At 68.5% G+C, this 19721-nt stretch carries 18 protein-coding genes; 9 read left to right on the top strand and 9 right to left on the bottom strand.

Annotated elements, in window-relative coordinates:
* The first annotated feature begins 1 nt into the window (after position 1).
* Positions 2–6019 (top strand): Calx-beta domain-containing protein, encoded by a 6018-nt coding sequence (locus ABEA07_RS07160; RefSeq protein WP_345536835.1) that lies wholly within the window; start codon positions 2–4, stop codon positions 6017–6019.
* Here ABEA07_RS07160 and ABEA07_RS07155 read toward each other — a convergent pair.
* On the bottom strand, positions 5995–6966 hold the full coding sequence (locus ABEA07_RS07155; protein WP_345536834.1) for a LysR substrate-binding domain-containing protein: 972 nt from the start codon (positions 6964–6966) through the stop codon (positions 5995–5997). The genes ABEA07_RS07160 and ABEA07_RS07155 overlap by 25 nt on opposite strands.
* Before the next feature lie 135 nt (positions 6967–7101).
* On the opposite strand from ABEA07_RS07155, the gene ABEA07_RS07150 reads away from it, so the two are divergent.
* The 5 genes from ABEA07_RS07150 (at position 7102) to ABEA07_RS07130 (ending at position 11631) form a co-directional block, all read left to right on the top strand.
* On the top strand, positions 7102–7953 hold the full coding sequence (locus ABEA07_RS07150) for an HTD2 family dehydratase (RefSeq protein WP_345536832.1): 852 nt from the start codon (positions 7102–7104) through the stop codon (positions 7951–7953).
* Positions 7954–7981: 28 nt separating this feature from the next.
* Positions 7982–9142, top strand: coding sequence for an acyl-CoA dehydrogenase family protein (locus tag ABEA07_RS07145; RefSeq protein WP_345536831.1), 1161 nt, complete (start codon positions 7982–7984; stop codon positions 9140–9142).
* Between the two features lie 18 nt (positions 9143–9160).
* The gene (locus ABEA07_RS07140; protein WP_345536829.1) at positions 9161–10339 is read left to right on the top strand and encodes a CaiB/BaiF CoA transferase family protein; all 1179 of its coding nucleotides are present in this window, start codon (positions 9161–9163) and stop codon (positions 10337–10339) included.
* A gap of 26 nt (positions 10340–10365) precedes the next feature.
* Positions 10366–11256, top strand: a complete 891-nt coding sequence (locus tag ABEA07_RS07135) for an HpcH/HpaI aldolase/citrate lyase family protein (RefSeq protein ID WP_345536827.1) — start codon at positions 10366–10368, stop codon at positions 11254–11256.
* 159 nt (positions 11257–11415) lie between these two features.
* A complete protein-coding gene (locus ABEA07_RS07130) occupies positions 11416–11631 on the top strand; it encodes a hypothetical protein (protein ID WP_345536826.1) in 216 nt (71 codons plus the stop codon).
* A 40-nt stretch (positions 11632–11671) separates the two neighbouring features.
* Here ABEA07_RS07130 and ABEA07_RS07125 read toward each other — a convergent pair whose 3' ends face one another.
* A complete protein-coding gene (locus ABEA07_RS07125; protein WP_345536825.1) occupies positions 11672–12109 on the bottom strand; it encodes an Lrp/AsnC family transcriptional regulator in 438 nt (145 codons plus the stop codon).
* Between the two features lie 121 nt (positions 12110–12230).
* Between ABEA07_RS07125 and ilvB the strand changes: the two genes are divergently transcribed.
* Positions 12231–13982 carry a biosynthetic-type acetolactate synthase large subunit gene (gene ilvB, locus ABEA07_RS07120; RefSeq protein ID WP_345536824.1) on the top strand — a complete coding sequence of 584 codons (1752 nt, stop codon included), beginning with the start codon at positions 12231–12233 and terminating at the stop codon, positions 13980–13982.
* A 54-nt stretch (positions 13983–14036) separates the two neighbouring features.
* On the opposite strand, the gene ABEA07_RS07115 is transcribed toward ilvB, so the two are convergent.
* The 4 genes from ABEA07_RS07115 to ureE form a co-directional block, all read right to left on the bottom strand.
* Entirely contained in the window at positions 14037–14306 is a 270-nt protein-coding gene (locus ABEA07_RS07115) for a hypothetical protein (RefSeq protein WP_345536823.1), read from the bottom strand.
* A 139-nt stretch (positions 14307–14445) separates the two neighbouring features.
* A complete protein-coding gene (gene ureG, locus ABEA07_RS07110) occupies positions 14446–15093 on the bottom strand; it encodes an urease accessory protein UreG (RefSeq protein ID WP_345536821.1) in 648 nt (215 codons plus the stop codon).
* 16 nt (positions 15094–15109) lie between these two features.
* A complete protein-coding gene (locus ABEA07_RS07105; protein ID WP_345536820.1) occupies positions 15110–15799 on the bottom strand; it encodes an urease accessory protein UreF in 690 nt (229 codons plus the stop codon).
* Positions 15799–16401, bottom strand: a complete 603-nt coding sequence (gene ureE, locus ABEA07_RS07100; protein WP_345536819.1) for an urease accessory protein UreE — start codon at positions 16399–16401, stop codon at positions 15799–15801. Before ureE ends, ABEA07_RS07105 begins: the two co-directional genes overlap by 1 nt.
* A gap of 68 nt (positions 16402–16469) precedes the next feature.
* Between ureE and ABEA07_RS07095 the strand changes: the two genes are divergently transcribed.
* Both ABEA07_RS07095 and ABEA07_RS07090 read left to right on the top strand, forming a co-directional pair.
* Complete coding sequence (locus tag ABEA07_RS07095) at positions 16470–16697, top strand: AbrB/MazE/SpoVT family DNA-binding domain-containing protein (RefSeq protein ID WP_345536817.1); 228 nt, start codon at positions 16470–16472, stop codon at positions 16695–16697.
* Positions 16694–17098 carry a type II toxin-antitoxin system death-on-curing family toxin gene (locus tag ABEA07_RS07090; protein WP_345536815.1) on the top strand — a complete coding sequence of 135 codons (405 nt, stop codon included), beginning with the start codon at positions 16694–16696 and terminating at the stop codon, positions 17096–17098. The genes ABEA07_RS07095 and ABEA07_RS07090 overlap by 4 nt, the downstream gene beginning before the upstream one ends.
* A gap of 3 nt (positions 17099–17101) precedes the next feature.
* Here ABEA07_RS07090 and ureC read toward each other — a convergent pair whose 3' ends face one another.
* Genes ureC through ABEA07_RS07075 form a run of 3 tightly spaced genes read right to left on the bottom strand, consistent with a single transcriptional unit; the run spans position 17102 to position 19721 of the window.
* Positions 17102–18820, bottom strand: a complete 1719-nt coding sequence (gene ureC / locus ABEA07_RS07085; protein ID WP_345536813.1) for an urease subunit alpha — start codon at positions 18818–18820, stop codon at positions 17102–17104.
* A 2-nt stretch (positions 18821–18822) separates the two neighbouring features.
* On the bottom strand, positions 18823–19128 hold the full coding sequence (locus ABEA07_RS07080) for an urease subunit beta (RefSeq protein WP_345536812.1): 306 nt from the start codon (positions 19126–19128) through the stop codon (positions 18823–18825).
* The gene (locus ABEA07_RS07075) at positions 19125–19721 is read right to left on the bottom strand and encodes a HupE/UreJ family protein (RefSeq protein WP_345536810.1); all 597 of its coding nucleotides are present in this window, start codon (positions 19719–19721) and stop codon (positions 19125–19127) included. Before ABEA07_RS07075 ends, ABEA07_RS07080 begins: the two co-directional genes overlap by 4 nt.

Genomic DNA, 19721 nt, shown 5'->3' with positions numbered 1-19721 from the left:
AATGAGCGCTTCCGTTTTTTCCTTCGTTCCCTTCGTCGGCGCCGGTTTGGCCTCGATCCTGTCCGCGCTCGAAGACGTTCGCGAGACGCAGGCAGGCAGCGACATCTTCCAGTTGCGCAGCGCCGACCCTGGCGACCTCGCGGGCCTCGCCGAGGCGCTGCAAGCCGCCGGCACGTTGAGCGCTCCGGCATCGGCCTCGACGGCCAGCATGCTGACCGCAGCCGACTTCATCTGCTGCCTGCGCGTCGAAAGTGCTGACGTTCACAAGCTCTACATGACGCGATCGGCATGGCGCAGCGCCATGCTGGCGCTCGATGCGCTCGTGGCCGACGCGCAGCTCGGGCCGGCATTGGCATTGCTGCGCAGTGCGGCAGGCACCGATGACAGCGGGACGGGCGATGTCGTCTGCATTTCTGCGGACGGCAGCGCGGCATTGACCGAGCTCTGGGACCGCCTCCAGTCGGTCGGCGCCGTCAGCGATTCGCAATGCATCCAGACCGATGCCGCATTGAGCGCCCCGCCGCTGACGGCCATGGCCTTGCTGCAACGCATCGCCAGCGCGGCGGCTGCCGCGGGCGTGAGCTCCAACGTCGTCATGCTGGACCCGGCCATCGCCGACGAGGACCGGTTCCTCGCCAATGGCGTGCTGGTGCGCCGGCAGGCCACCTCCACGGATCTGTTCCTCAGCCGCTCGCTGTGGGGCTGCTTTGCCGGCGCATTCCCGAATTCATTCGTCCTGGCCAACGTCACCGAACTGGCTGGCGCAACCGGCATCGTCAGGCTGAGCGGGGGCACTGCAGAGATCGACGCGTTGATCCAGCAGCTCGAGCAGCGTGATCTCGCGCAGGCATCGCAGTTCATCGACGTGGGCAGCGGCTCTGCCGACCCCACCTCGGCCGCCAGCTTCGCCACCCTGGTGCAGACCCTGGCGCCCGAGGACTTCCCGTCTATCGGTGATTCAACCCTCTATATGTCGGGCGAGACCGCACGCCGTCTCGCGGAAGGAGCGACCCGGGGTGCTCTCGAAGCGGGGGCCGCCTGGCTGGTGGATGCGGCAACCAGGTTGCAGACAGTCCAGGCTCACACGCAGGGCAGCACGGCGGATGCCGGCGGGTGGATCAGCTTCTTCGTTCCGCCCGACCAGGTGGCGCCGTGGCGTACCTGGCTTGCGAACGACCCGCTGCTGAAGAACGCCTTCCTGGACGGCAGCTCGCTGCGCAAGGAAGCGACCGACGGAACACTCACCGGCGTGCTGGCCCGACCGCTGCGCGCGGGCCAGAGGCTGCAGATCAGGGTCGATGGCACCCTGTACAGCTTGCCCGGCAGCGACACGCTGGCCATCACCTCCTGGAACGTCATCACCGGCATCACCGACACCGGCCCGCACGCAGTCACCGTCGTTCTCACCGACACCGCCACCGGCGAGAACACCCCCGTGGAGCAGTACCAGGCCGCGTTCAACCAGGCGCAGTCCCGTCTGCTGATCCAGCAGTCCGTGGCCGAGCAATGGGCCGCGCAGGGCCAGGCCGACCTGCCCAAGGCGGTGGCCGCCTTGTTGCGCGCCGCGGCGGCCTGGTCTGGCACGCCCCAGGCCGGCCAGGCTCCCACCGGCACCGACACCGTGTCCCTCGAAGCCCTGGACGATCTGCTCGCAGACGCCAACGTCCGCAGCATGCTGGCCGCGCACGGTCTGCACCTGCCCGCTGTCGTGAGCGGCGCGCTGCCCACCAGCCCCGTCGATGCCTTCGGCGAGCTCTACGAGGACAACGGCATCGAGAAAGCGACCCGCGAAACCGTGCTTGGCTGGGCCAACCTGCTGGAGCAGGGGGGTGGGTACCAGGCGCTGCCACCCGATCCCTTTGCGCCGTCAGCCGATGGCCGGCGACTGGAGAGGCCGCGCGCCCTGACATCCGGCGAAGTCGCGGCCTTGACGTCCGCAGTGGCGCAGGCTGCATCGTTGTCGACCCTGCCAGCGCCGGTCCGGGTCGCTCAGTCCATCGACCTCGCCTTCGCCTCGGGCGGAACGGCGACCGGCGGCGGCGTCGACTATGGCTTCGTCCAGGGCGTGGCGGACAACGACCTGGAAATCTCCACCGACGGCGGCCTGACCTGGCACGCACCTGGCACGGTCACCACCCTCACGGGCTCCGAAGTCATTCTTGCGCGCACACCCATCACCCGGGACAACGTCAGCGACGTCGGCGAAACAGTCGGGCTGTCCGTCACCCAGACCGGGACGCGCAGTTCGGCGGCACTGAACACGTCTGCTTCATTGGCGACAGGCGACATGCCTGTCATCACGGAGGCCGGCCTGCCCCGGCTGCGGATCTACGGCGACGTCGTGGCGCGCGATGCGGGCTATGCGGTCTTCACGCTGGTGCTGTCCAAGCGCCTCACCCAGGCCACGGCTTTCGACCTGTCGCTGGTGGATGGCACCGCGCAGGGCCAGGGCGTCGACTATGGTTCCAGTGTCGCGAACGACAGCCTGGAAGTCTCTTATGACGGGGGACAGAGCTGGACCAAGACAAGTGCCGCCACCTTCCAGCCAGGCAAGACACTGGTACAGGTACGCACGCAGGTCGTTCCCAAAGTCACCGACGAGAAGCTCGACTTCCAGCTGAAGGCCGACCTGGCCTCGACACAATCCGGGCTCCTGGCCCTGCCTTCCGCGACAGGCCAGGCCACGCTGGAGTACGTTCCCCCGCCCACGATCAGCGTCGACAGCGAACGCGTCGGCCAGGCCGAGGGGGCTGCGATCTTCCACGTCCGCCTCGACCGCGCGCGCGATGCGGACACCTGGCTCAGCCTGAGCTTCACCCGCAACAACCTCACGTTGAGCCAGTACGCCGTCTCCACCGACTACGGCAGGAGCTGGAGCCAACTCACGGTCGACAGCAACGACACGGCCACCCTGTCGCTGCCCGCCGGCTCGGCGGAGCTCATGGTCCGGGCCTCGTTCCAGGGCTACCCCGACGGCGCGGATGCCGTGCCGGTCGCGCTGGGCGCCACGGTCACGACCGCCGGCGCGACCGCGAACACCAGTGCGACCGGCACCGTCACGGTCTTCAGGCACGGCACGACGCCGCAGGTCTGGGTGGACGACACCGAGGTCGACGACGACGCCATGGCAGCCACCTTCCGCGTCAAGCTGTCGGGCCCGGCCACCGTGCCCATCACCGTGGACTACGGCACCGCGGAAGGCTCCGCGACACTGGCCGATGACTTCGTGCAGGCAACGGGCAAGCTCACCTTCGCGGTGGGCGAGACGGAGAAGCTGGTCACGGTTCAGTTGCGCAGCAACCGCAGCTACACGGTGACGGACCCGCAGTTCACGCTCAACCTGAGCAACCCGCTGAACGCGAACCTGGCCGATGGCAGTGCCACCGCCACGCTCAAGGCGGAGAAGCCCGTGGTGCTCGTCTCCAACACCTACGCGCGGGAAGACCGCAACGGCGGTGCCGACAACTACGCCACCTTCTCCGTGGGGCTTTCGCATGCGAGCGCCACGGACGTCACGGTCGGCCTGCGCCTGATCGAGGGCACGGCCAAGAAGGTCGCCGGCACCGGCACTGCCGCCAGCGGCGACTATGACGAGGAGCTGCTCTATCAGGCCGGCGACGGCACCTGGCAGACTGCGACCAACGCTCAGCTGACCTTCGCCGCGGGGCAGACCCACACGCTCGTGCGAGTGAAGCTCCATCCGCGCGAGAGCACGACCTCCGGCACCACCACGACCGTGGCCCGCGAGGCCGACGAAACCTTCACGCTGCAGGCCAGCGTCGCGACCGGCAGCAACGCCGTCGCCGACGAACGCAGCGCGGGCCGGGCGACACTGCTCGGCAACGCGCCGACGCTGCGCGTGCAGGCGCTTGCGCCCGAGGCCGCCGAAGGCGGCTACGCACGGTACAGCGTGCAGTTGGCCGACCAGGACTGGGTCGACACGGCCAGGCTCGGCACCGGCGTGAGCGTCGAAACACTGATGGCGGCTGCCGGCCTGCCGATGCAGGACTGGCTTACCCGCACCGTCGCGGACGACGCGGCGAATCCTGTTGTTGCCATGGACCAGGAGCGGCTCGGCCGGATCGAGGGTGCGGCGCAGCGCCGAGGCGAGGCCGCCGAGCTGCGGCTGCGCCTGGATGGCGCGATCGCCGCCGCCGGCAGGACCGTCTCGGTGCAGGTCAACGGCCAGGCGCAGGACTGGTACGACCTGGGCGAGTACGACGGCCGGGGCAACGGCGCCGCCGACAAGATCTACGCGGCCGCGGCCGTCGCGAGCAAGGCCGCCGGCGGCGTCTATGCGGTGCTGCCCGAGGCCCGAATCGGCGAGGCCGCGGACAAAGGCGCCCCGGTCACTCACGACATCGGAGGCCAGCCGCACCTGATCGTCGACGCGGCCACGTTGCAGCAGTGGACCCAGCGCATGCAGCTGGACTGGGAAAAGCAGAACAGCTACGCGCTGGAGGCGCGGATTCTTGCCATCCGGCCCGACGACGACAAGGTGCTCGTCGACCTCGGCATCTCCCTGGCCGACACCGACGGCGACGGCGTCGGGGAGGGCGCGGGCGACCGGTTCCTGGCCAGTCTCGAAGACGGCCACGCCGTCATTTCCGATCCCTCCACGGCGGGCTTCGACCCCCACGCCATCGGCGTGCCCTTCAAGCTCAAGGGCGAGGACGGCAACGAGCACCTGTATGTGAGCCAGGCCACGCTGGACGCATGGAGCGTCGAGCTGAGCCTGCGCGGCGCCATGGCGGAGGAAGCGGCCTCGGGCGGCAGCACCGACTGGGTCATGGCCTACACCAGCCATCGCAGGGCCTTGCCCTACGGCAGGCTGCCGAAGAGCAACAACACCGGTTACGACACCGACAACCTCAAGTACGACATCTCCGGCGCGAAGTACGACCTGACCAAGGCGCGTACGGAATACGCGATGGTCACGCTGATGCGCAATTTCGTCTGGATACCGAAGAACATGGCGCAGGAGCAGCGGCGCTGGTACCAGGCCCAGCTCAACAAGACCGTGTCGGAACTGCTGGAGCGCCAAGACCTGGTCAATGATTCCGCCATCGGGTCCGAACTCCAGGCCGACGTGCTGATGAGCGTCAACCGCAGAGTCACTGCCACGGGATCTCCGGCCACCAGGCTCAAGCTCGCGGAGCTGTACCACGACCAACAGGCGGCCCATGCCGCCTATCTGGAGGCAAGGAACAGCGTCCTCGCGCACGAGATGAGCGCGGAAGACTTCATCGCCCGGGGCAACGAGCTCACCCTGCAGGGCGGGGCGGGCAGCGACGGCCTCTCCGGCGGTGCGGGCAACGACGTGCTGGACGGCGGCGCCGGCGCGGACCGCATGGCAGGTGGTGCGGGCAACGACACCTACGTGGTGGACGACGTGGGCGACGTGGTGAAGGAGAACGCCAATGAAGGCACGGACACGGTGCAGTCGAGTGTGAGCTGCACGCTGGGTGCGAACGTGGAGAACGGCACGTTGATGGACGGGGGCGACACCAGCATCACGGGCAATGCGCTGGCCAACATCCTCACCGGCAACAGCGGCAACAACGTGCTGGACGGCGCCGGCGGCGCGGACCTGCTGTCCGGCGGCGCGGGCAACGACACCTACAAGTTCGGCCGCGGTGGCGGGGCTGACTGGATCGTCGAGTCCGGGGGCACGGCCGACGAACTGGACTTCTCACTCACCGGGGGCGCGGCGGGGCGGATCGACTTCGATCAGCTGTGGTTCAGCCATGAGCAGGGCTCGTCCGACCTGACCATCACCGTGATGGGCACCGGCGACAGCGTCAGAATCGCCGACTGGTATGCGGGCGGGTCGCACCAGGTGGAGTCCATCCTGGCGGCTGCGAACGCGGATGGCACCTCGCGCACCTTGTCCAGCGCAGACGTGGATCTGCTGGTCAGCGCCATGGCCTCCATGGCCCCTCCGACCGGCGCCACCAGTTGGGCCGCCTTGGGCTCCCAGCAGCAGTCCCAGCTTCAGGCGCTCGCGGTCTGGCGCTGAACCGGCTGCCGAGCTCCCTTGCCGGCGTCGATCCAGCGGGCGGGCCAGGCACCGGAAAGAACCATCTGCCGCAGCACGCCCCGCACCAGCGCGGCGACGGCTGACTTCGCCACGCTCTCGGGCCGCGCCGCGTTCGTGGAGAAGACGACGCGCCGGGACATGGCCGGGCTGTCGAGCGTGGCGGTCCGCAGGCGGCCCGCCGCCACTTCTTCGGCGACGGCGCCCAGGGTCAGGATGGTTTCGCCGATCCCCGCTTCCGCGGCGCGCTTGACGCTGGCCAGCGACTCGACTTCCGCCACCACGTCCAGCTGCAGCTTCAACGGTGCGCATGCGTCGTCGATGATGCGCCGCAGGCCATGGTCCTTGCCGGGGAGCAGCAAGGGGCGACTCGCCAGGGCCGTCAGCGGAAGTTTCTTCGGCAGGCGCCGGCGCGACACGCCCGAGACCAGCACGAGCTGCTCGTCGAGCAGGGGATGCTTGACGAGCCCGGCTTCAGGTTCTTCACCGTACATCAGGGCCAGGTCGAGCCGGCCCGATTGAAGCCATTCGCGAAGAAAGCCGCTGTAGGCCTCGATGACCTTGAGCCGGACCTGCGGCAACTGGGCACGGCATGCGGCCAGGATGGGAAGGGTGGCGGTCAGGCCCACGGTGGTGGTCAGGCCGATCGCGACCTCGCCGCGCGGCACCGAGCCGAAGTCCTGCACCGCGGTGCGGGCGCGCTCGAGGTCGGCGAGCACGACCTTCGCATGCGCGAGGAAGACCTTGCCGGCCTCGGTGAGGCTGATGCCCCGGCTCGAACGGTCGAACAACTGCGCGCCGATCTCGCTTTCCAGCGCGGCGATCTGATGGCTGAGTGCCGGCTGGGCCACGTGCAGCGTGGCCGAGGCCTTGAGCAGGCTGCCCGCTTCGCTCGCACCGATGAAGTACCGAAGTTGTCGCAGTTCCATGGCGATCCAGGTGAGGCGGTCGATCGGTGCATTATGGAATGCTGCTATCGCCCGCCGCGATAGCCGATAGCGGTAATCCGTATTTCCCATATATCGGGGCCCCACCCAGAATCGAAGCGACAGGAGACACGTTTCATGACTCTCGACATCGACCACCTGCGCACGTGGATCGGCCGCACGGCCGTCATCGACGATGTGGTGACCCCTGTGCCGTTGCATGCGCTCACGGCCACCCTCGACCGGGACGATCCACCGGTGACGCCGTCAGACCACCTGCCGCCTTGCTGGCACTGGCTCTACTTCCTGCCGATCCACCGCCAGTCCGAGATCGGTCCCGACGGGCATCCGAAGCGGGGTGGCTTCCTGCCGCCCGTGCCGCTGCCGCGCCGGATGTGGGCGGGCAGCCAGCTCCAGTTCAAGGCGCCGCTGCGGGTCGGCCAGGCGATCTCGCGCAGCTCGCGCATCGCCGACGTGCGCGTCAAGGAAGGGCGCACCGGCCCGCTGGTGTTCGTCAACGTCGATCACGAGATCCGCGCGGACGGCGAACCGGCGATCCTGGAACGCCACGACATCGTCTACCGCGACAACCCGAGGCCGGGCGACCCCACGCCGGCACCGCAGGCTGCGCCGGCCGATGCCGCATGGTCGCGGGAGATCGTGCCCGACGACGTCCTGCTGTTCCGCTACTCCGCGCTCACCTTCAACGGCCACCGCATCCACTACGACCGCAAGTACGTGACCGAGGTCGAGGGCTATCCGGGCCTGATCGTGCATGGGCCCCTGATCGCCACGCTGCTGCTGGACCTGCTGCGGCGCCGACTGCCCGATGCGTCCGTCAAGTCCTTCTCTTTCCGCGCCGTGCAGCCGCTGTTCGACGTCGCGCCCTTCAGCGTCTGCGGCCGGCAGGAGGATGCCGAGACCGTCAGGCTCTGGGCGCGCACGCCGGACGGCCACCTGGCCATGGATGCCACGGCGCAACTGTACTGACGACGATCACTGTTCAAGGAAGCACCCCATGTTCAACGAAGCCGACGACTACCAGGACATCCGCGACGCCGTGCGCAGCCTGTGCAGGCAGTTCCCCGACGAGTATTTCCGCAAGGTCGACGAGCGGAAGGCCTATCCCGAGCAATTCGTCGATGCGCTGATGGAGGCCGGCTGGCTGGCCGCCATGATCCCGGAGGAGTACGGCGGCACCGGCCTCGGCCTGGGCGCTGCGACCGTGATCATGGAAGAGATCAACCGCTCGGGTGGCAACGCCGGCGCGGTGCACGGCCAGATGTACAACATGGGCACGCTGTTGCGCAACGGCAGCCAGGCGCAGAAAGAGAAGTACCTGCCCGGCATCGCGGCCGGCAAGCTGCGCATCCAGTCGATGGCGGTGACCGAGCCCACCACCGGCACCGACACCACCAAGATCAAGACCACCGCGGTCAGGAAGGATGGCCGCTGGGTCGTCAACGGCCAGAAGGTCTGGATCTCGCGCGTGCAGCACTCCGACCTGATGATCCTGCTGGCGCGCACCACGCCGCTGGCCGAGGTGAAGAAGAAGTCCGAGGGCATGTCGATCTTCATCGTCGATCTCAAGCAGGCCATCGGCAGCGGGTTGACGGTGCGGCCCATCCCCAACCTGGTCAACCACGAGACCAACGAACTCTTCTTCGAGAACCTGGAGGTCCCGGAAGAGAACCTGATCGGCGAGGAAGGGCGGGGCTTCAAGTACATCCTCGACGGCCTGAACGCCGAGCGCACCCTGATCGCCGCCGAGTGCATCGGCGATGGTTACTGGTTCATCGAGCGGGCGCGCAAGTACGCCAGCGAGCGCATCGTGTTCGACCGCCCCATCGGCAAGAACCAGGGCGTGCAGTTTCCGATTGCCGATGCCTTCATCGAGGTCGAGGCGGCCAACCTGATGCGCTTCGAGGCGGCCCGCCGATACGACGCGCACCAGGACTGCGGCGCCCAGGCCAACATGGCCAAGTACCTGGCGGCCAAGGCGAGCTGGGAGGCCGCCAACGTCTGCATGCAGACCCACGGCGGCTTCGGCTTCGCCAACGAATACGACATCGAGCGCAAGTTCCGCGAGACCCGGCTCTACCAGGTGGCGCCGATCTCCACCAACCTGATTTATGCCTACGTGGCCGAGCACATCCTCGGGTTGCCGCGATCGTTCTGATCCGGCGAGGTGATTCTCATGACACGACCTTTGGATGGCGTGACGGTCATCACGCTGGAACACGCGATCGCGGCGCCCTTCTGCACCCGCCAGCTGGCGGACCTGGGCGCCCGGGTGATCAAGGTGGAACGGCCCGGCGTGGGCGACTTCGCCCGCGCCTACGACGAACGGGTGCGGGGCATGGCCTCGCACTTCGTCTGGACCAACCGGTCGAAGGAGAGCCTGACGCTGGACGTGAAGCAACCCGTCGCGCAGGAGGTGCTCGGCAAGCTGCTCGAAGGCGCCGACGTGCTGGTGCAGAACCTGGCGCCCGGCGCCGCGGCCAGGCTGGGGCTTTCCTTCGAGGCACTGCACGAGAAGCATCCCCGGCTCATCGTGTGCGACATCTCGGGCTATGGCGACGACGGGCCGTACCGCGACAAGAAGGCCTACGACCTGCTGATCCAGAGCGAGTCCGGCTTTCTGTCCGTCACCGGTTCGGATGCCGAGCCGGCGAAGGCAGGCTGCTCCATCGCCGACATCGCCGCGGGCATGTACGCCTATTCGGGCATCCTGGCCGCGTTGCTCCAGCGCGGCAAGACCGGCAAGGGCAGCCGCATCGACGTGTCGATGCTGGAGAGCATGGTGGAGTGGATGGGCTTTCCCATGTACTACGCCTTCGAGGGGGCGGCCGCGCCGCCGCGCGCGGGGGCCTCGCACGCCACGATCTTCCCCTACGGTCCCTTTCCCGCCAGCGACGGCACGGTCATGCTGGGCCTGCAGAACGAGCGGGAGTGGGGCCTGTTCTGCAAGACGGTTCTGCAGCAGCCCGAGCTCGCCGGGGACGAGCGCTTCGCCTCCAACACCCGGCGCGTGGCACACCGCAACGCGCTGCGCGCCCTCATCGTCCAGGCCTTTTCTTCGCTGACCGCGGAGCAGGTGGTGGGGCGGCTGGAAGCGGCCCAGATCGCCAATGCCAGCGTCAACGACATGCACGACGTCTGGAAGCATCCCCAGTTGAAGGCCCGCGAGCGGTGGACGCAGGTCGCGACGCCCGGCGGCCTCATCCCGGCGCTGCTGCCGCCCGGCACGACCCAGGCCTTCTCGCCGCGCATGGATGCGGTGCCGGGACTGGGCGAGCACACCGACGCCATCCTGCAGGAATTGGGCTGCTCGAACGAAGCCATCGCCTCCATGCGCGGCGCGGGCGCCGTCTGAGATCCCACCGAAACCCGGACATTCCCATGAAGACACTTCCCACGCCACCGACTGCCGGCGCCATTGCGCTCGCGAGCGCGCGAACCTTCCTGTTCGTGCCCGGCAACCGCCCCGAACGCTTCGAGAAGGCATTGCGAAGCGGCGCCGATGCGATCGTCATCGACCTGGAGGATGCCGTGCCGCACGCCGAGAAGGCGGCGGCGCGCGAGGCCATCGGGGCGCGCTGGGCGCAGCTGGATCGGCAAGCGGTGCCGCTGGTGCTGCGCATCAATCCCGCCGACACTCCGCTGGGCCTGCAGGACCTCGAATGGCTTCGGGGCCTGGGCGCGCCGGCCGCGGTGATGGTGCCCAAGGCCGAATCGCCGGAGGTCTTGTCGCAGGTGGCGGTCAGGCTGCCCGGGACGGCGATCCTTCCGCTCGTCGAGACCGCGGCGGGCTACGCGGCGGTCCATGCACTGGCGGGCGCCCCCCAGGTGCTGCGCCTCGTGGTGGGCCACATCGATTTCATGGCCGACACGGGCGTGCGTTGCACGGAAGGGGAGCCCGAGTTGCTGCCCCTGCGCTTCGCTGTGAACATCGCCACCCGCCTGAACAGGCTCGCACCGGCCGTCGATGGCGTCACCGTCGACATCGGCAACGACGCACTGCTGCGGGCCGATACGCAACGCGCACTGAACCTGGGCTTCGGCGCCAAGCTGTGCATCCACCCGCGGCAGGTCGCGGTCGTGCACGAGGCCTTGTCGCCCTCGGCGGAGGAGATCGCGTGGGCCGAGCGCGTGCTGGCCGCGGATGCCGCGTCGGGCGGCGCCGCAGTGCAGCTCGATGGAAAAATGGTGGACCTGCCGGTCGTGCTGCAGGCGCGGCGCACCATGGCGCGGCTCGGCGACCGCGGGCTCGCGGCACCGGCAGATAAGTAACTGCGCCGGCAACATGCCCATTGGCTGGCGCCCGGCGCGGTGCGCGACCCATAATGCCCGTCCGCGGCCGAGCCGGGGCCGCGTTCGACGCGATGAAAGACTGCACCTCTCCGGCGCAGTGCTGAGGTCTTCGTTTTCCGGCGCTCAAGGACGACCACGATGAGTTCATTGCAGAAGTTGCTGCCGGCCTGCGAGCCGGCGCGCAGCGAAGCCTTGGCGCTGCTGGCCAAGGCACACCATCTGCCGAGGCACCTGGTGAAGGGTATTGCGAGGCGCGGCGTGGCGGTCGACGGCGTGCCGCCGTTGCATCAGGAGCAGCAGCAACAGGGCGCCGTGCAGGGCCAGCAGCCACAGGCACCCCGGCAGCCGAGCTGATTTCTTTTTCTTCGTCCGCCCTCCGCGGCGCGCCCGCGCCTCAGATCAGCGGGGCGCTCGCTTCCTTGAGCACGCGCAGCACGAAATGCGACTGGCTGTGCCGGATGCCGGGGATCTTGTAGAGCTTCTCCCTCAGGAGGCGCTCATAGTCCCGCGTGTCGCGCACGGCAATGCGGATGTAGTAGTCGTAGTCGCCTGACACCAGGTAGGCCTCCTGGATCTCCGGGATGGCGGCCAGCGTGCGGCCGAACTCGTACAGCGTTTCGTCGCTGTGGCTCTCCAGCGTGAGCTGCACGATCACCGAATCCTGGTAGCCCAGCTTCCCGGCATTGACGTCGACCGTGTAGCGCTTGATGACGCCGCTGGCCTCCAGCTTCTTGATGCGATTCCAGCAGCTGGTGGCCGCCAGGCCCACCTCGGCGCCGATCTCCTGCAGCGTCTTGCGCGAGTCGGCCAGGAGCACGCGCAGGATCGCCATGTCGATCCGGTCGAAAGATTCTTCGCCTTCTTGCGATGATTTGCGATGGTTTTTCAAAGGAAGTGCCGAATGATTCCGAAATAAGAAGCAAATTCTGCGTCAGAACCAGAAAAATCGACGCATGCAATCCCTCGCTCCCACCCCCGCGCTGCTCCAGTTGCGCAACGGCGCCCAGGCCCTGCTGCAGACCCTGGTCGAATGCGGCGTCGACACCGTGTTCGGCTATCCCGGCGGCGCCGCGCTGCCGCTCTACGACGCGCTGCATGGTGAGCCTCGCCTGCGCCACGTCCTGGTGCGCCACGAGCAGGCCGCCGTCCATGCAGCCGAGGGCTACGCGCGCAGCACCGGGCGGGTCGGCGTGGTGCTGGTGACCTCCGGCCCGGGCGTGGGCAACACCATCACCGGTCTGCTGGACGCGATCAGCGACTCGGTGCCGCTGCTGTGCATCAGCGGCCAGGTGGCCAGCACGGTGATCGGCACCGATGCCTTCCAGGAAAGCGATGCCCTCGGCATGTCGCGGCCGGTGACGAAGTGGAATTGCCAGTTGCGTTCCGCCGGCCAGGTGCCGGCGCGGGTGCGGCAGGCGCTGGAGATCGCGGCCTCCGGCCGGCCCGGGCCGGTGTTGCTGGACATGCCCAAGGACGTGCAGCTGGCCATGATCGGCGAGGAAGAGGCTGTGCCGGCGCGGCGTCCCCCGCGTGGTGTGCCGCAGCGCCTGCCGCAGTCCAGCCTCGAGCGCGCGGCCGACCTGCTCTCCACCGCGCGCAGGCCGGTGCTCTACGGCGGCGGCGGCCTGGTCAACGCCGGCCCGGCCGCCTGCGAGGCCTTCACCTGCCTGGTGCGAAAGCTCGACGCCCCCTGCACGCTGACGCTGATGGGCCTGGGCGCCTTTCCGGCCTCCGACCCACGCTACCTCGGCATGCTGGGCATGCACGGCACGCTGGAAGCCAACCTCGCGATGCACCAGGCCGACCTGGTGCTCTGCGTCGGCGCGCGCTTCGACGATCGCGTGACGGGCAAGCTGGCCGAGTTCTGCCCGGACGCGCGCAAGATCCACATCGACATCGACCCGGCCAACATCAACAAGGTGGTGAAGGTCGACGTGCCCATGGTCGGCGACTGTGGCGCGGTGCTGGACGCGCTGCTGCGCATGCCGGCGCTCGACGGCCTGGCTCCCGGGCGCCTGGCGTCCTGGTGGCGGCGCATCGAAGGCTGGCGCGAAGCGCGTTGCCTCGACTACGTGCCGCGCGACGGCGCGATCTTGCCGCAGCAGCTCATGGCCTCGCTGCGCAAGGCGCTCGTGGGCCGCGACCCCATCGTCTCCACCGACGTGGGCCAGCACCAGATGTGGGCGGCGCAGCACCTGCGCTTCGAGCGGCCGCGCCGCTGGCTGACCTCGGGCGGCGCCGGCACCATGGGCTATGGCCTGCCCGCCGCGATCGGTGCCCAGCTCGCGCACCCCGGCGCGCTGACCGTGTGCGTGAGCGGCGACGCCTCGGTGCTGATGAACATCCAGGAACTGTCCACTGCCGTGCAGCACCGCGCGCCGGTCAAGCTGGTGCTGTGCAACAACGGCTACATGGGCATGGTGCGCCAGTGGCAGGAGCTCAACCACGGCAACCGCCTGAGCCACAGCTGGAACGAGGCGTTGCCCGACTTCGTCGCGCTGGCCCGCGCCTTCGGTTGGAGCGCGCGGCGCGTGGCCGACCCATCCCAACTGGAAGAGGCACTGGCCGAATGCCTGGCCGCCGAGGGGCCCTTCTTCCTCGACGTGCAGGTGGCGGCGCAGGAGAACTGCTTTCCCATGATCCCGGCCGGCGTCGGCCACCACCGGGTGATGCTGGCCAAGGACCGGTGGTACGAGGAGGGCTGAGCCTGAGCGTGCGTCAACGGCCCGGTGCGGCCGCCCGCCGAGCCGCGGCCCGAGTTAGAACCCGCTCGCCTGGAAATCCGTGCTGTGCAGGCAGATCGCCGCCCTCGGGTTCTCCCGGTAGCGGGCGGTGGCGAGCGCGTCGATCGAATCGGCGTTCTCGTCGTAGGTACGCACCAGTGCCGATTCGCCGTCAGGTGCATGGAAGCGCGCGTGCAGCGCCTCCTCGTCGATCCTGGCGATGATCCGGGCCCCGTCGTACCCGTCGGGGTAGATGGCGAACTGGACGCTGCCAGCCGCGGGAAGAAAGATGGCTTCGGAGGGCATGATTGTTCGTAGGAACTTTGGTACTCGTTTCGAAGTATCAAACTTCCACCTCCTGCAAAAAATACGCCCGAAGCACTATGCCGCTTACCATGTGTGACGTATTTCACATTCGTTCCGCCTTTGCAGGCGGCCACCGGGCCTACTCCTCCAGCATTCCCCGGTCCTCGATGAAGGCGATGACTTCGGCCAGTCCCGCCTTCGTCTTGAGGTTGGTCATCACGAAGGGCCGCTGCTTGCGCATGCGCTTCGTGTCGGCCTCCATCACGGCCAGATCGGCACCCACATGGGGCGCGAGGTCCGTCTTGTTGATGACGAAGAGGTCGCTCTTGGTGATGCCGGGGCCACCCTTGCGCGGGATCTTCTCGCCGGCCGCCACGTCGATCACGTAGATCGTCAGGTCGCTGAGCTCGGGGCTGAAAGTGGCGGCCAGGTTGTCGCCGCCGCTCTCGACGAACACCACGTCGGCATCGGGAAACTCGGCCAGCATGCGGTCGATGGCCTCGAGGTTGATCGAGGCGTCCTCGCGAATTGCGGTGTGCGGGCAGCCGCCGGTTTCCACGCCCATGATGCGCTCGGCCGGCAGCGCGCCGGCGACCGTCAGCAGGCGCTGGTCTTCCTTGGTGTAGATGTCGTTGGTGATGGCGATCAGGTCGTACTTGTCGCGCATCGCCTTGCAGAGCATTTCCAGCAGCGTGGTCTTGCCGGAACCCACCGGCCCGCCGATGCCCACGCGAAGCGGCGGCAGTCTCTTGGTGCGGTTGGCGATGTGGTGAAGGGCGGCGCTCATGGTGGCAGTTGCGGGTTCAGCTTCGGAAGAGTCGCGAGTACTGGGTTTCATGCCGCGCCGACAGCACGGCGAGCATGGGCGAAAAAGCCTGGCGTTCATCATCCGCCAGGGCGAGGGCCTGGTCCACTGCCGCGGGGATCTCGGCGGCCAGCCGGCCGAGGATGCGCTGCCCGGCGCTCTGGCCCAGCGGTACCGCCTTGACCGCGGCGGCCGCCATGTTCTCGGCCCAGCCGAAGGCGAAGGCCAGGCAGGCGTCCGGTGCCGGTGCCTCTGTTCGGCTGGCGGCGAAGGCGAAGGCGACCGGGTAGCTGGCCGGCAGGCTGTCGAAGACCGCGGCGGCATCGGCATGGCGCAGCTTGAGCCATTCGACGAAGGAGCGACCCATCTGCTCGGTCTGCAGAAGGAACTCGGCCGATTCGCGAGTGCGGAACACCCAGTCGTTCAGGGCGCGGACCCGGGCCAGGTCGCCCGCGCGCCAGGCGTGCACGGCCTGGCCGACGACGGCGAGGTCGCTGCGCGCGAGGCTCATGTGGAGCTGATCGGCGAGCCAGTCGGCCGCGGCCTGCTCGGTCGTGACGCCGGCCCATTCGATGGCGGCCTCCAGCCCCTCCGAATAGGAAAAGCCGCCGACCGGGAGGGCGGGTGAGGCGAGCCAGATCAGCTGCAGCAGGCTGGCCGCGGGCAGGGCGCCCGGCGCGTCATCCATCAGTGCGAATGGCCGTGGGGGTGGCCGTGCGAATGGGTGTGATCGTGGCCAGGGTGCTCGTGCTCATGCGGTGCGGCATACGCATCCGGATGCAGCACCGGCCCCAACGGTGCGCTGCCGCCATGCGAATGACCGTGGCCGGCGCCGTGGGCGCCGTAGGCCCCGCCCTCGGGCTCGAAGGCTTCCTCCGCTTCCCGCACGATCAGGTGCATCGAGCGCAGCATGCCGGCCAGCACATGGTCGGGTTCGATCTTCAGGTGGTCGGGCTGCAGCTCGATCGGCACGTGCCGGTTTCCCAGGTGGTAGGCCGCGCGCATGAGGTCGAAGGGCGTGCCGTGCTCGCTGCAGTGCGTGATGACCAGCACCGGCTGCTTCGCCGCGATCACCTTCACCAGCGAGCCGTCTTCCGCCACCAGCACGTCGCCGCCGCGCACCGCCGTCCCGCGCGGCAGGAACACGCCGAGCTGGCGGCCCTGCGAGTCGGTGGCATCGAAGCGGCTTTTCTGGCGCACGTCCCAGTCGAGTTCGACCGTGGCGGCGCGCTTGAGCAGCACCGGCGCGAGGCCGCCGCCGCGGGGCATGAGTTTGTTGGCTGTGAGCATGACCATTGCGATCGGGGTATCGGGCGGATAATATAACGGTTGTTATAACTTAACCGCGTGGAGGTCCCATGTCTGCCCTCAAGCTCACACAGATCGGCAATTCGGTCGGCCTCATCCTGCCCAAGGAGGTGTTGGCAAAGATGAACGTGGGCAAGGGGGACACGGTGTATTTGACGGAGTCCGCAAGCGGGGGATTCAACCTCACGCCGTACGACGATGAGTTCGAACGGCAGATGGAAGCGGCACGCCGCATCATGAAGAAGCGGCGAAATGTCTTGCGCGAGTTGGCCAAATGACGGCGGCCAACGAAGCCTGGACTTGGTTGAGCGTCGAACTCATCCGCGCGGCGCACGAAGAACAGCTGGTAGAGCACGGCGGGCCGCCCGGCATTCGCGACGAAGGCTCGCTGGCCTCTGCAGCCGGGCGCCCTCAGCATCGCGCGGCATACGGGACGCCTGATGCGGCCGAACTCGCTGCGTGCTATGCCTTCGGCATTGCGCGAAACCATCCATTCGTTGACGGCAACAAGAGAACCGCCTTCGTGGCGATGGAAGTCTTTCTCGACCTCAACGGATGGGAACTCGGCGCCTCCGACGAGGCGTGCGTCTTGTCGATGCTCGCGCTTGCCTCCGGTCAGTTGGAGGAAGAGGCTCTCGCACAATGGATTCGCGAACATCTCCGATCGCGCGGCGCCTGACATTCAGAATAGAAAGTACCGCTGCGCCATCGGCAGCACCACCGCCGGATCGCAGGTGAGCAGTTGCCCGTCCGCCCGCACCGCATAGGTCTGCGGATCGATCTCCATCTTCGGCGCGTAGCCGTTGTGGACCATGTCCTTCTTGCGCACGTTGCGGACGTTCTTCACCGCGCTCAGTGTCTTCGCCAGCCCATAGCGCTCGCCGATGCCCGCCGCCAGCCCCGCCTGGGAGACGAAGGTCAGCGAGCTCCTGGCGAGCGCGCCGCCGAAGGCGCCGAACATCGGGCGGTAGTGCACCGGCTGCGGCGTCGGGATCGAGGCGTTGGGGTCGCCCATCGCCGCCATCGCGATCGTGCCGCCCTTGAGAATGGTGAAGGGCTTGATGCCGAAGAAGGCCGGCTTCCACACCACCAGGTCGGCCCATTTGCCGACCTCGATGCTGCCCACCTCGTGCGAGATGCCGTGCGCGATGGCCGGGTTGATCGTGTACTTGGCCACGTAGCGCCTCGCGCGCGCGTTGTCGTGGCGGCTGCCGTCCTCCGGCAGCTTGCCGCGCTGCGCCTTCATCTTGTGGGCGGTCTGCCAGCAGCGGATGATCACCTCGCCCACCCGCCCCATCGCCTGGCTGTCGGAACTGAACATGCTGATCGCGCCCAGGTCGTGCAGGATGTCCTCGGCCGCGATGGTCTCCTTGCGGATGCGGCTTTCGGCGAAGGCCAGGTCCTCCGGGATGCCGGCGTCCAGGTGGTGGCACACCATGAGCATGTCGACGTGCTCGTCCAGCGTGTTCACCGTGTAGGGCATGGTGGGGTTGGTGGAGGAGGGCAGGAAGTTCTGCTCGCCCACCACGCGCAGGATGTCCGGCGCATGGCCGCCGCCCGCGCCTTCGGTGTGGAAGGCGCAGATCGCGCGGCCCTTCACCGCGGCGATGGTGTTCTCCACGAAGCCCGATTCGTTCAGCGTGTCGCTGTGGATCGCGACCTGCGTGTCGGTGGCGTCGGCCACGTCCAGGCAGTTGCTGATCGCGGCCGGCGTGGTGCCCCAGTCCTCGTGCAGCTTCAGGCCGATCACGCCGGCCTCGATCTGCTCGTGCAGGCCCGCGGGCCGGCTCGCATTGCCCTTGCCCAGGAAGCCGAGGTTCATCGGGAAGGCGTCGGCCGCCTGCAGCATGCGCTCGATGTGCCAGGGGCCCGGCGTGACGGTGGTGGCGAAGGTGCCGGTGGCCGGCCCGGTGCCGCCGCCCAGCATGGTGGTGACCCCCGAGGCCAGCGCCTCCTCGATCTGCTGCGGGCAGATGAAGTGGATGTGGCTGTCGATGCCGCCGGCGGTGACGATGTTCCCTTCGCAGCTGATGATCTCGGTGCCCGGGCCGATGACGATGTCCACGCCCGGCTGCACGTCCGGGTTGCCGGCCTTGCCGATGGCGACGATGCGGCCGTCCTTCAGGCCGATGTCGGCCTTGACGATGCCCCAGTGGTCGAGGATCAGCGCGTTGGTCATCACCGTGTCGACCACGCCCTCGGCACGCGTGCGCTGCGACTGCGCCATGCCGTCGCGGATGGTCTTGCCGCCGCCGAACTTGACCTCCTCGCCGTAACCGCCGGCGCGCAGGGTGTAGTCCTGCTCGACCTCGATCACCAGGTCGGTGTCGGCCAGGCGGACCCGGTCGCCCACGGTGGGGCCAAAAATTTCGGCGTAGGCGCGCCGCCCGATCATGGCCATGTTCAGAGCTTTCCTTGCACGAGTCCGCGAAAGCCGTAGACCACGCGGTCACCGGCGAAGTCGACCAGCTCGACCGTGCGCTGCTGCCCCGGCTCGAAGCGCACCGCGGTGCCCGAGGCGATGTTCAGACGCATGCCGCGCGCGGCCTCGCGGTCGAAGTCCAGCGCGCCGTTGGTCTCGGCGAAGTGGTAGTGCGAGCCGACCTGGATGGGACGGTCGGCCGCGTTGCGGACCACCAGAGTGAGCGTACGGCGGCCGGGGTTGAGGGCGTGGTCGCCCTCGTCGGCGATCAGCTCGCCGGGGATCATGCGAGGCCGCCGAGGAGTACGACGCCGAAGATCGCAACGGCCGCACCGGCGAGGCGAGGCATCCAGCGATCGCCGTGGCGCAGCGCCCAGCCGAGGGCGATGCCCGCGGCATGCAGCAGGACCGTCGCGGCGAGCATGCCGGCCAGCGTCAGCGCGGCGCCCGATCGGTCCGCGAGTTCCTGCCCATGGGCCACACCGTGGAAGACTGCGAAGACGCCGACCAGCACCCCGGCTGCGAGTGCCGGCAGCCGGCGTTGCGTGAAGACCAGCAGCCCCAGCACCAGCAGGGAGGCCGCGATCATGGGCTCGACCGCCGGCCACCCCACGCCCGCCCGGCCCAGCAGCGCACCCACCAGCAGCATCAGCGCGAAGCCCAGCGGCGCGGCCAGCAGGTCGGGCCAGGCACGGCGCGCGGTCAGCGCGCTCCACAAGCCCACCGCCACCATCGCCGCCAGGTGGTCCGGCCCGGTCAGCGGATGCAGGAAGCCGGCCGCGAGGCCGTGGTGCAGACCCGCATCGGCGCCGGTGTGGGCCGCTGCGGCCAGCGGCATGGCCGCGGTCAGAAGGAGGGAGGCCGTGCGAAGAAGGCGCAT

Origin of the sequence: Variovorax defluvii, assembly GCF_039541515.1 — a bacterium.
In the GTDB taxonomy this organism is placed as follows: domain Bacteria; phylum Pseudomonadota; class Gammaproteobacteria; order Burkholderiales; family Burkholderiaceae_C; genus Variovorax; species Variovorax defluvii.
This window is presented reverse-complemented; position numbering and strand designations above follow the sequence as displayed.